The organism is Vogesella amnigena (assembly GCF_042648905.1).
Classification (GTDB): domain Bacteria; phylum Pseudomonadota; class Gammaproteobacteria; order Burkholderiales; family Chromobacteriaceae; genus Vogesella; species Vogesella amnigena.
The window spans coordinates 78,584-90,860 of record NZ_JBHRYH010000017.1; the positions used below are offsets into that span (position 1 = coordinate 78,584).

Genomic DNA, 12,277 nt, shown 5'->3' on the forward strand with positions numbered 1-12,277 from the left:
GGCAGCGGCAGCAAGCGCTCAGGTACGGAACAGGTTCACCTCGTCGCGCAGGGAGTTGGCCAGGCCACTCATCTGCTGCGCGGTGTCCGCCGAGCGGTTGGCCGCATCGTTGCTGACGCCGGCCAGGGTGGCCACCTGCTCTACCTGGGCCACGATCTGCTCCACGCTGGCACGCTGTTCCAGCAGCCGCTGGTGGATCTGCGTCACCACCGCCATGGTTTCCTGCGAGGCACCCAGGATGCTGTCGATGGCGTGGCGCGCCTCGCCGGTAATGGCGGCGCCATTGGCCGCCAGCGTTACCGACTGGCGCATGGCGTCCACCGCGCAGCCGGTGGCACTCTGCATGGAGTTGATCTTGCCGGAGATCTCGCCGGTGGCGGCACTGGTGCGCTCGGCCAGCTTGCGCACTTCGTCGGCCACCACGGCAAAGCCGCGGCCGAATTCGCCGGCGCGCGCGGCCTCGATGGCAGCATTCAGCGCCAGCAGGTTGGTCTGCTCGGCAATATCGTGAATCACGTTGATGATGGTGGAAATCTGCTGCGCGCTGTCTTCCAGGCTATGCAGGCTGCCGGCGGCGGCATCCAGCGTGCCGGAAATGCGGTTCACCTCCTCCACCGCCGCCACCAGGCTGCGGCTGCCCTGGGTAGCTGCCTCGCCGGAGGCGTTGGCCGCACGGCTGGCCTCGCTGGCCACGTGCTCGATCTGCTGCACGCTGTCTTCCAGCTGGCGGCCAAGGCCGTGCATCAGCGTGGCGCTTTCGCGCTGCTCGCCGGAGGAGTTCGCGGCCGCCGCGGCCTTGTCGGCCAGTTCGCGCGCCGCCAGCTCCAGGTCGGTGGCGTGGGCGCTGGTGCGGTTCAGCGCGTGGCGGAAATTCTCCAGCAGGCTGTTGATGGCGTCGGCCACCTCGCCCACTTCGTCACGCCGCGCTACCTGGATGCGCCGGGTCAGGTCATGGCTGTCGCGCACCTCACCCACATCGCGCACCAGCAGACGCACCGGGCGCCCCACCAGCCGGCCGGTCAGCAGCCACAGCGCCAGCGACATCAGCACCAGCAGCAGCACGCAGCCGCCCATCAGACCCTGCAGCAGCAGGCGGTTGTCGCGCTGCAGCTCGCTGGCCAGCTCGTCGCTGACGATCAGCCAGCCCCAGGCATCCAGCCGCTGCCAGCTCAGCATGTGTTCCACCGGCTTGCCGTTGTCGTCCGGCAGCGTCACGGCCAGGCTGCCCTGCTTGCTGTCCAGGATGTCTTTCAGGAATGGCTGGCCCTTGCTGTCCAGCGCCTTGTCGATGCCGCGGCCGGACAGTTTGTGATGCAGCACGAAGCGGCCATAGTCACGGCTGCCCTTGTTGACGTCGATAATCTGGATATGGCCGGACTCGCCGATGTGTACCTTGGTCAGGCGTGCCAGCAGGCCGCCCACCCCTTCGCTGGCACCCAGTGCCACCGAGGTGGCGCCCACTACCTGGCCCTGCTCGTCCTTGATCGGGCTGTAGCTGACCACGTATTCCTTGTCATACAGCACCATCTTGCCCTGGTAGGGCATGCCCTTCAGCAGCCGCTCATAGGCAATGCTGCCGCGTTCCAGCTTGCTGCCCACTGCCCGCTTGCCATCAGCTGTCAGCAAGGAGGTGGAAATGCGGATGAAATCATCGCCCTGGCGCAACAGCACCGCCGCCGGGTTGCCGCTGCGCACGGCAAACTCGCCGGCCAGGTCGTGATTGTTGTTCAGCACCATCTCGCCGGACTTGAGCACCGGCAGCGCGCCGGCCCCCTCCACCTCGGCGGTCTGGCCTGCCACCAGCTGCATGGCGCCAGGAAAGCTGGCCACGAACATGCGCTCGAACTGCGACGCGGAAATCTTCAGCGCATCGTCAAAGCCCTCGATCATGTTTACCGACTGGCTGATCAGCTGCTGCTGCACCCCCTGGGTGCGTGCCAGCAGCAGTTTTTGCGAGAAGTAATAGGCGGGCAGCATGAAGGCTGCTACCAGCAGCACCATCAATACCACCTGCGCCAGTACCAGCCGCGTACCGATACGCATTGCGTGTTTCATGTTGTTGTCTCCACGTTGCTAGGCGGCGGTGTCACGTTTTGCATGCACCGCGTCTGGAATAGTCCGCAGATTCTATAGGGTCTATTGAAAGCACCATGCAAAAAATCGGCCAGATCCTACCAGACAGCTGCATGCTGCCTATTGTAGACAGTCAAATATCTATACATTTCATGTGCTTGCGCTCGGCAACATCGCCACTCCTCGCTGTACCCTGCGCACCACACTGGCGGCCAGAACCGCGCGCGCAGCCACGCCCGGCGGAAAAAGCTGCCCTGCGTCATACCGGCCTGCCCCGCGCGCGGGCATACTACGCACCTTTACGCAGCAACCGTTTCCAGCACCAGACATGTCTTCCAGCACTCAAGCGGCCCGCCTCGACTGGAGCAGCGGCCAACCCGTCGCCAGCGACTATGGCGACGTGTACTTCTCCCGCGACAGCGGCATCGACGAAACCCGCCATGTGTTCATCCACCACAACCAGCTGCCGGCACGCTTTGCCGCACTGGCGGACAATGCCGTGTTCAGCATCGGCGAAACCGGCTTTGGCACCGGGCTGAACTTCCTGGTGGCGTGGCAGACCTTTCTGCAGCACGCCCCCGCCAGCGCCCGGCTGGCCTTTGTCAGCACCGAAAAGCACCCACTGCAGCCAGATGACCTGCAGCGCGCGCTGGCCATGTGGCCACAGCTGGCGCCGCAGGCGGAACAGCTGCTGCAGCAATACGCCGAACTGCCGCCGGGCTGGCACCGCTTCACGCTGCAGGATGGGCGCATCAGCCTCACGCTGCTGGTGGGCGATGCACTGGAGACCCTGCCGCAGCTGGATGCGGCAATAGATGCCTGGTTCCTGGACGGTTTCGCCCCGTCACGCAACCCTGACATGTGGCAACCGGCGCTGTTCCAGCAGCTGGCGCGGCTGTCGGCACCGGGTGCGACCCTGGCCACCTTTACCTGTGCCGGCATGGTGCGGCGTGGATTGACGGCTGCAGGTTTCAGTGTAGAAAAGGTAGCCGGGCATGGCAGCAAGCGTGAGATGACGCGCGGCCAACTTGTTACCCCGCCCGCAGCCGGCTGGCTGGCGCCGTGGTACGCGCGGCCACGACAGCAAGCGGCAGAACGCAGCGCCATCGTGATCGGTGCCGGCATTGCCGGTGCCAGCGTGGCGCACAGCCTGGCGCTGCGCGGCTGGCAGGTAACGGTGCTGGATCGCCAGCCGGCGCCGGCCAGCGAGGCCTCCGGCAACCCGCAGGGCGTGCTGTACACCAAGCTGTCGCCACACTTCACCCCGCTCACCCGCCTGCTGCTGGCCGGCTACAGCCACAGCCTGCGCACCCTGGCGGCGCAGCTGCCGCCGGGCGAGGAAAGCTGGCAGCCCTGCGGCGTACTGCAACTGGCACACGATGCCGACGAGGCCAAGCGCCAACAGGGGCTTGCCAATGCCGGGCTGCCGACGGGCATCCTGCACGCCGTCAGCGCCCAACAGGCATCGCAGCTGGCCGGCGTGCCGCTGACGCACAGCGGGCTGTACTTCCCGCAGGGCGGCTGGCTGCACCCGCCGGCGCTGGTGCGCCAGCTGCTGGCACACCCGAATATCCGGCTGCGCACCGGCTGCAGCGTAGACAGCCTGCAGCAGCTGGAAAACGGCCAGTGGTTGGCCGCAAACCAGCACGGCGAGCTGGCCCGCGCCAGCGTGGCGGTACTGGCCAATGCCAACGATGTGCGCCAGTTCGCCGCCGGCAGCCAGCTGCCGCTCAAGCCGATACGCGGCCAGGTGTCGGTGCTGCCGGCCACCGCCGCCAGCCGCGCCCTGCGCAGCGTGATCTGCGGCGAAGGCTACATCTCGCCGGCACGGCATGACAGCCACTGCTTTGGCGCCACCTTCAAGTTCGAACAGCCGGCCGGCGCCACCACGCCGGGCGAGCACCAGGAAAACCTGGCCATGCTGGCCGATATGGTGCCGGCGCTGTACCAGGCGCTGGGCGGCGACAGCCTGCAGGCCTCCGATTGCACCGGCCGCGCCGCGCTGCGCTGCACCAGTCCGGACTACCTGCCGCTGGCCGGTCCGCTGGTGGATGCCGAAGCATTCCGGCAGCAATACGCCATACTGTCGCGCGATGCCACGCTGCAGCCGGACACCCCTGCCCCCTATCTGCCGGGGCTGTACGTCACCACCGGCCACGGCTCGCGCGGCATGGTCACCGCGCCGCTATGCGGCGAAGTGCTGGCCAGCCTGCTGGAAAACGAGCCGCTGCCACTGCCCAAGGGGCTGATGGATGCGCTGCACCCCAGCCGCTTCCTGCTGCGCGGGCTGATACGCAAAAAAAACAAGCAGCCGTCATGACCAGCTTGGCCGCATGCGGCCAACCCTCGTAGCGGGCAGCACAAGGAGCAGCACACCCGCTTTCTTGCGCTGCAACAAACCTGCCACCGCAGCCAGCACCGCCACCCCAGCCGCCCGCCCCTGTGCGGGCGATTTTTTTGTCTACCATCAAACCACGCGGCATTCGCTGCAATCGCGCATGGCAGGCGCTTGAAATCCGGCAAGCCCCTCCCAAACTTGCAGGTATTCAAGCTTTATACGGAGAGCACAGCATGCGATTCGACAAACTGACCACCAAGTTCCAGCAAGCCCTTGGCGAGGCCCAGAGCCTGGCCCTGGCCGAAGACAATGCCTACATCGAGCCGCAGCATGTGCTGCTGGCCATGCTGGAAGACACCGACAGCGGCGCTGGCAGCATGCTGGCCCGTGCCGGCGTGAATACCGGCGCCCTGAAAACCGCGCTGCGCGACGCCATCGCCCGGCTGCCGAAAGTCACCGGCACCGGTGGCGAGATCACCGTATCGCGCGATCTGGGCAACCTGCTCAACCTCACCGACAAGGCCGCCACCAAGCGCGGCGACCAGTTCATCGCCAGCGAGCTGTTCCTGCTGGTGCTGGTGGAAGACAAGGGCGAAACCGGCCGCCTGCTGAAGCAGCATGGCGGCAGCCCTGCCGCGCTTCACGCCGCGGTGGACGCGGTGCGCGGTGGCGACACCGTGGGCAGCGCCGATGCCGAAAACCAGCGCGAGGCACTGCAGAAATTCACCCTGGACCTGACCGAGCGCGCCCGCGCCGGCAAGCTGGACCCGGTAATCGGCCGTGACGACGAGATTCGCCGCGCCATCCAGGTGCTGCAGCGCCGCACCAAGAACAACCCGGTGCTGATCGGCGAGCCAGGCGTGGGCAAGACCGCCATCGTGGAAGGTCTGGCACAGCGCATCGTCAACGGCGAAGTGCCGGAAAGCCTCAAGCACAAGAAACTGCTGGTGCTGGACATGGCAGGGCTGATCGCCGGCGCCAAGTACCGTGGCGAGTTCGAGGAGCGGCTGAAGGCGGTACTGAGCGATATCGCCAAGGATGAAGGCAACATCATCCTGTTCATCGACGAGATTCACACCATGGTGGGCGCCGGCAAGGCCGATGGCGCCATGGACGCCGGCAATATGCTGAAGCCGGCGCTGGCGCGCGGCGAACTGCACTGCCTGGGCGCCACCACGCTGGACGAATACCGCAAGTACATCGAGAAGGATGCCGCGCTGGAACGCCGCTTCCAGAAGGTGCTGGTGGACGAGCCGACGGTGGAGGACACCATCGCCATCCTGCGCGGCCTGCAGGAAAAGTACGAGATTCACCACGGCGTGGACATTACCGACCCGGCCATCGTGGCCGCGGCCGAGCTGAGCCACCGCTACATTACCGACCGTTTCCTGCCGGACAAGGCCATCGACCTGATCGACGAGGCCGCCAGCCGCATCAAGATGGAGCTGGACTCCAAGCCGGAAGAAATGGACAAGCTCGACCGCCGCCTGATCCAGCTGAAGATCGAGCGCGAGGCGGTGCGGCGCGAAACCGACGAAGCCTCGAAAAAGCGCCTGCAGCTGATCGAGGAGGAAATCGAGACGCTGTCACGCGACTACGCCGACCTGGAGGAAATCTGGAAGGCCGAGAAGGCCACCCAGCAGGGTAGCCAGTCGATCAAGGAAGAGATCGAGCGGCTGAAGGTGGAAATGGAAGAGCTCAAGCGCCAGGGCAACTGGCAGAAGCTGGCGGAGCTGCAGTACGGCAAGCTGCCGCAACTGGAAGGCCGGCTGAAGGATGCCGAGGCCGCCGGCAGCGGCGACAGCAAGCCCAACCGCCTGCTGCGCACCCAGGTGGGCGCCGAGGAAATCGCCGAGGTAATCTCGCGCATGACCGGCATTCCGGTATCCAAGATGCTCACCGGCGAGCGCGAAAAGCTGCTGCACATGGAAGACGTGCTGCACCAGCGCGTGGTGGGCCAGAACGAGGCGGTAACCGTGGTGGCCGACGCCATCCGCCGTTCGCGCTCCGGCCTGGCCGACCCAAACCGCCCGTATGGCTCCTTCCTGTTCCTCGGCCCCACCGGCGTGGGCAAGACCGAGCTGTGCAAGGCGCTGGCCGGCTTCCTGTTCGATAGCGAGGAGCACCTGATCCGCATCGACATGTCCGAGTACATGGAGAAGCACTCGGTGGCGCGGCTGATCGGCGCCCCGCCCGGCTACGTGGGCTACGAGGAAGGCGGCATGCTCACCGAACAGGTACGCCGCAAGCCGTACAGCGTGATCCTGCTGGATGAAGTGGAAAAGGCGCACCCGGATGTGTTCAACGTGCTGCTGCAGGTGCTGGACGACGGCCGCCTGACCGACGGCCAGGGCCGCACCGTGGACTTCAAGAACACGGTGATCGTGATGACGTCCAATATGGGCAGCCAGCACATCCAGAGCATGGCCAGCGACGACTACCAGGTGGTGAAACTGGCGGTACTGGCCGAGGTGAAGTCGCACTTCCGCCCGGAGTTCATCAACCGTATCGACGAGATGGTGGTGTTCCACAGCCTGGGCGAAGCGCAGATCAAGTCCATCGCCCGCATCCAACTGAAGCGGCTGGAAGAGCGCCTGGCCAAGCTGGATATCAGCCTGCAGGTGAGCGACGAGGCGCTGAGCCTGATCGCCGACGCCGGCTTCGACCCGGTGTACGGCGCACGGCCACTGAAACGTGCGATCCAGAGCGAGATCGAGAACCCGCTTGCCAAGGCGATACTGGCCGGCAAGTACCCGCCGAAAGCCACCATCATGGTGGAGGCAAGGGCTGGCCAGCTGCAGTTCGACTAAACCGGCTAGCCCACAAAACATGCGGCCAACCTTCCACGGTTGGCCGCATTTTTCATCAGCAATGCTCAGGCCTGCAGGCCGAACGGGTCGTCGATGCTGTGGCTGGGCTGGGTAAACCAGCGCGGGCCGTGTTCGGTCATGTAGAAGTGGTCTTCCAGCCGCACGCCGAATTCACCCGGCACGCAGATCATCGGCTCGTTGCTGAAGCACATGCCAGCCGCCAGCGTAGTGCTATCGCTGCTTACCAGGTAGGGCCATTCGTGGATGTCGAGGCCAATGCCGTGGCCGGTGCGGTGCGGCAGGCCCGGCAGCGCATAGCCGGGGCCGAAGCCGTCCTGCTCCAGCTGGCGCCGCGCCGCACGGTCCACCTCGCCGCAGGCCACGCTGGGCTGTGCCGCGGCAAACGCCGCCGCCTGCGCTGCCTTTTCCGCATCCCACACCTGGCGCTGACGCGCAGACGGCGTGCCGAATACATAGCTGCGGGTGATATCGGACAAATAGCCATGCAGCGCGCAACCGGTATCGATCAGCACCATGTCGCCGTCGCGCAGCGTCTGCGCTTCCTTTACGCCATGCGGGAAAGCGGTGGCCGCGCCGAACAGCACGATGCAGAAAGTGGAGCCAGCGGCACCCACCTTGCGGTGCGCCTGCTGGATGAAGGCCTGCACCTCGGTAGTGGTGATGCCTTCGTAAAGCATGCTGGCGGTAGCCTGCTGCACCGCCAGCGTCATGTCCTTGGCGCGCTGCATCAGCGCCAGCTCGGCGGCCGATTTGCGCATGCGACACCAGGCAGTAACCGCGCTGGCGTTCACCAGCCGTACATCCGGGCAACACTTGGCAATACCGTCCACGGTAAAGAACGGTGCGCTTTCGTCCACCGCCAGCACCAGCTGCCCGCCCTGGCACGGCAACGCCTGCAGCAGGCCGGCCAGCAAGGCATACGGGCTTTCGTGCTCGTGCCAGCTGTGCACCGGGCCATCCAGCTGCATGAAATCCTGCACCGTACCCAGCTCGAACCATGGTGCGATGTACTGCAGCTCGCCGCTGGCCGGCAGCAGCGCACCCACCATGCGTTCGCTGGGGTACCACTGCAGGCCGGTGAAGTATTTCAGGCTGCTGCCGGCGTGCAGATACAGCGCGTCCATACCCTGCTCGCGCATGCGCTGCTGCGCCCTGGCGATGCGCTGGCGGTATTCGTCCAGCGCGATGGGTGCCGTACCCGCCGTCATGTCCTGCAATGTCGCCAGTGCCTGTGCCGCGCTGCTGCCGCCTACGCCGATAGTCATACCGTGTCCTTTCCCGTTGCTGGCACCTGTCTGGCCGCAACCGCGGCCAACCCATACCATTTTTGCATGCAAATTCTGGCGATTCTGCCTGATGCGGAGCAGGAAATCTGCATGGACTGACCTAAATGCCGGTAACCCCATCGCTATAATCGATTTTTTGCATGCAATGCCACGCACAAAAGCAAAACGACCACCGCCAAGGGTGGTCGTTTGTTTTACTGCGCAGTAGCGATCAGCCGCCGGAGGTGTGCTTGAAGCGGTCCACCTGCTGCACCAGCTCGCCGGAGGTGCGCGTCAGCTGCTCGGACAGATCGGCAGCCTCCTGCACGATGGTGGCGTTGTCCTCGGCCAGGGCGGCGATGCGGCTGATGTTCACCGCCACCTCGCTGCTGGCGGCGGTCTGCTGCTGCATGGCGACCGCGGTATCCTGACTCTTGGCGGCGGTGTCTTCCGCCTCGCTGTGGATCAGCTCCAGTTCACGCAGCGTTTCGGCCACCAGTGCCATGCCCTGGTCCATCTGGCCGCGCGCCAGCTGCATGCGGCTGGCGGCATTCTGGGTATCGCCGGTAATCACTTCGATCAGTTGGGCAATTTCCACCGTTTCCTTGCCGGTGCGCTCGGCCAGCTTGCGCACTTCGTCGGCCACCACGGCAAAACCGCGGCCCATTTCGCCGGCACGTGCCGCCTCGATCGCCGCATTCAGCGCCAGCAGGTTGGTCTGGTCGGCAATTTCGCGGATGGCGGTGATGATCTGGCGGATATTCTGCGATTTCTCGGCCAGCGAGATGATCATGCGGCCAGCATCGTCCACCGTGGCGGCGGTGTCTTCAATGGCGCGGGTGGTGGCATGCATGCGCTCGCGGCCTTCGCTGACGCCCTGCTGCATCTGGCGTGCCACTTCCAGGTTCTGCTGGGTATTGGCGCTGACGGCAGCAATGCCAGCAGACATTTCCTCCACCGCGGCGGCAATCTGGGTGGACGAGCTGCTCTGCGCCTCGGCGGCGCCGGCGGCGCGCTCGGACACGCCCTGCAGCGCACCAGCCGCCTGCTGCAGCTGATGGGCATTGAGCTTCACCACTTTCAGGGTGCTGGCAAAGGCGTCCACCAGTGCATCCAGCGCACGGCCCATGCGGGAAATCTCGTCCTGGCCTTCCAGGTGTGCGCGCACACCCAGATCCAGGTTCTGGCTCATCTGCGACATCATGCCTTCCAGCTGCAACACCGGACGGCGAATGCTGCGGTACACCGCGAAGCCGCCGATCAGCAACAGCAGGGTAATGGCGATGGTGGTGCCGGCGGTCAGGCCCAGCTCGGTACCGGCGCGGCCAACCTGCGCCTCCACGCGGTCACGCAGCTCGGTCAGCAACACTTCCTGTGCCGCCTTGAGCTTGGCGATGCGTGCGGAGGTGCCGGCAAACCAGTCCTGCGGGGTTACGGTTACCGGGCTGCCAATCGGCGCACCATACACGCTGTCACGCAACGCCTGCACCGCGGTGACTTCCGGCGCGCCCAGCGGCGCTTGCAGCATGCTCAGCAACTGTGGTGGCGCCAGCTGCTGCAGTTGCTTCAGACAGGCATCCTGCTGTGCCTGCAGCGACTTGGCCTGCGCAAACTTGGCCTGGTCGAAGGCACCGGCCGCCAGTACGCCGTTGACGAAGCCACGCTCGCGGCCGGCCAGTTCCTTGGCGCACAGCAGATTGGACAAGGCGGTGCCGTAGCGCAGCACCTGCACGTCGTCACTGCCGGCTGCCAGATCGGAGGTAATCGCGATCAGGCGTTCGATGTTTTTGGTGTATTCGGCGAACACTTCCGGCGCCGCCACGCTGCGGCTGTCCACGCTGCCACGCTTGCCCAGCAGCCCCTGCACGCTGCTGATGGCCTCGGCCTGGCTGTCTGCCGCCTGGGCGGCAAACGCCTGCAGTGCCGCATCGGCCTTGCCACGCGCGGTGGTCAGCGCCTCCGGCAATGCCCCCTGCCCGCTCAGAAAGCCGTTGGTCAGGCCGCGCTCCGCCTGCAGGCTATCCACCAGCTCGGACGACGCCGCGGCCACATCCACCAGCCGGCGCGCATCCTGCATATCGTGCAGCCGGGCAAGCTGCTGGTAGGAGACAATGCCGGACAGCACGAAGGTCATCACCGCAAATGGCAACACCAGCAGCAACAGCTTGGGGCCAAGATTGAGTCGGGAAAGCATGGTGGGCTCCGAAAGGGGTGGGTGTTGAAAGACGCTGTTATTTTTTTAGTGCAACGCTGGTCACTTAATTTAACAATTTAATGCAAACTGCGTGCCGCCTTTTTGCGGCAGCGCAAAAAAAGCAGGCCATGCCACCATGGCATGGCCTGCTTGCATTGCCACAGGCTCAAGCGCGCGGGCGAACCAGCTGCCAGGCGCGGCCCAGGTAGGTCACGGCACCGAAACCGCTCCACACGTGCACCAGACGGGTGAACGGGAAGATCACGAACAGGCTCATGCCCATGAACAGGTGCAGCTTGAACACCGGGGAAGCCCCCAGGATGAACAGCGCGGCATCGCCACGGAAGGTAACGATGTGCTGCGCCCAGCTCATCAGCAGCACCATTTCGTGGCCGTCCAGGTGCTGGGCGGATACGACGATGGTGGACAGGCCCAGCAGCAGCGTGGCCAGAATCCACAGCAGCACCAGCTTGTCGCGCCAGGTGGTGTTGGCGGCCAGACGGTCGCTACTGAAGCGGCGATGCAGCAGCAACAGCACGCCAACCAGGCACAGCGTGCCCATGATGCCGCCGGCGGTCATGGCGAACACCTGCTTGAAGCTGTGTGTCACGCCCAGCGCGTCCCATACCGCCACCGGGGTCAGCAGACCCACGGCGTGGCCGAAGAACAGGCCGATGATGCCAAGGTGGAACAGGATGTTCCCCAGGCGCAGGCTGCCGCGATGCAACAGCTGGCTGGATTCGCTCTTCCAGCTGTACTGCTCGCGCTCGAAGCGCGCCAGGCTGCCCAGGATGAAGATCGCCAGGGCGATGTACGGGTAGATCCCGAATACGAATTGATGCAAGTAGTCCATGTCTTTCTCCTTGCGGCCAACGGGCGGGCGCCTGCTCCCGCCCGGGCCGGCGGCGGATTAATGGCAGGCGGTCGGCCCGCTTCCCTTGGGGTAGAAATTGACCGGGGCGATCTGCGGCAGGGTCGGCTTGAGCAGCGGTTCCACGCCGTCGATGCCGGGGCCGAAGGTCTCCAGCGCCTCGTCCATGTCGCGAATCGGCGGCACGGTCAGTGGTTCCGGCGTTACCGGCGACAGCCACACCAGCGCATCCAGCACGCCGGCGTAGTCGCTGCCACTGTCGGCCAGCTTCCTGGCCACGTGCGCCAGCACATGTACCGCGTCACCCAGCAGGCGATTGGCCTCCTCCGCCTCGCACAGCGACAGGAACTCCAGGAACAGCGGCACGTAGTCCGGCAGCTCCTCACTCACCGGCTCGAAGCCGTGCGCCTTGTATTCCTCGATCAGGTCCACCATGGCCTGGCCGCGGGCGCGGTCCTCGCCGTGGATGTGCTCGAACAGGTGCAGCGAGTGCGACGGGTTGCGGTCGAATATCTGCACGTAGTCCTGCTGCAGCTCGATCAGCTCGCCTGCGGCCAACCGTTGCAGCAGCGGCTCCACGCCACGTGCCACATCCTCGTCGCCAGCCAGCACCTCGCGGATTTCCGGCAGCGCGTCCAGCAGCTCCTGTTGCGGGTAGCCCAGCAGGGCTGCCAGTGCGCGATAGATCATCGGGTTGTACATGAT

At 65.4% G+C, this 12,277-nt stretch carries 7 protein-coding genes; 2 read left to right on the plus strand and 5 right to left on the minus strand.

Going from position 1 to position 12,277, the window contains the following annotated elements:
* Positions 1 to 18: 18 nt before the first annotated feature.
* Entirely contained in the window at positions 19 to 2,055 is a 2,037-nt protein-coding gene (locus ACFOKJ_RS07665; RefSeq protein ID WP_390278104.1) for a methyl-accepting chemotaxis protein, read from the minus strand.
* A gap of 346 nt (positions 2,056 to 2,401) precedes the next feature.
* Between ACFOKJ_RS07665 and mnmC the strand changes: the two genes are divergently transcribed.
* On the plus strand, positions 2,402 to 4,393 hold the full coding sequence (gene mnmC / locus ACFOKJ_RS07670; protein ID WP_390278107.1) for a bifunctional tRNA (5-methylaminomethyl-2-thiouridine)(34)-methyltransferase MnmD/FAD-dependent 5-carboxymethylaminomethyl-2-thiouridine(34) oxidoreductase MnmC: 1,992 nt from the start codon (positions 2,402 to 2,404) through the stop codon (positions 4,391 to 4,393).
* A gap of 251 nt (positions 4,394 to 4,644) precedes the next feature.
* Entirely contained in the window at positions 4,645 to 7,221 is a 2,577-nt protein-coding gene (gene clpB / locus ACFOKJ_RS07675) for an ATP-dependent chaperone ClpB (protein WP_390278111.1), read from the plus strand.
* A gap of 65 nt (positions 7,222 to 7,286) precedes the next feature.
* On the opposite strand, the gene ACFOKJ_RS07680 is transcribed toward clpB, so the two are convergent.
* The 4 genes from ACFOKJ_RS07680 to narJ all read right to left on the minus strand — a co-directional run bounded on the left by ACFOKJ_RS07680 (position 7,287) and on the right by narJ (position 12,274).
* The gene (locus tag ACFOKJ_RS07680; protein ID WP_390278114.1) at positions 7,287 to 8,507 is read right to left on the minus strand and encodes a M24 family metallopeptidase; all 1,221 of its coding nucleotides are present in this window, start codon (positions 8,505 to 8,507) and stop codon (positions 7,287 to 7,289) included.
* A 232-nt stretch (positions 8,508 to 8,739) separates the two neighbouring features.
* Complete coding sequence (locus tag ACFOKJ_RS07685; protein ID WP_390278117.1) at positions 8,740 to 10,701, minus strand: methyl-accepting chemotaxis protein; 1,962 nt, start codon at positions 10,699 to 10,701, stop codon at positions 8,740 to 8,742.
* A 166-nt stretch (positions 10,702 to 10,867) separates the two neighbouring features.
* The gene (gene narI, locus ACFOKJ_RS07690; protein ID WP_390278119.1) at positions 10,868 to 11,554 is read right to left on the minus strand and encodes a respiratory nitrate reductase subunit gamma; all 687 of its coding nucleotides are present in this window, start codon (positions 11,552 to 11,554) and stop codon (positions 10,868 to 10,870) included.
* Positions 11,555 to 11,611: 57 nt separating this feature from the next.
* On the minus strand, positions 11,612 to 12,274 hold the full coding sequence (narJ, locus tag ACFOKJ_RS07695; RefSeq protein WP_390278121.1) for a nitrate reductase molybdenum cofactor assembly chaperone: 663 nt from the start codon (positions 12,272 to 12,274) through the stop codon (positions 11,612 to 11,614).
* Between the last annotated feature and the right edge of the window lie 3 nt (positions 12,275 to 12,277).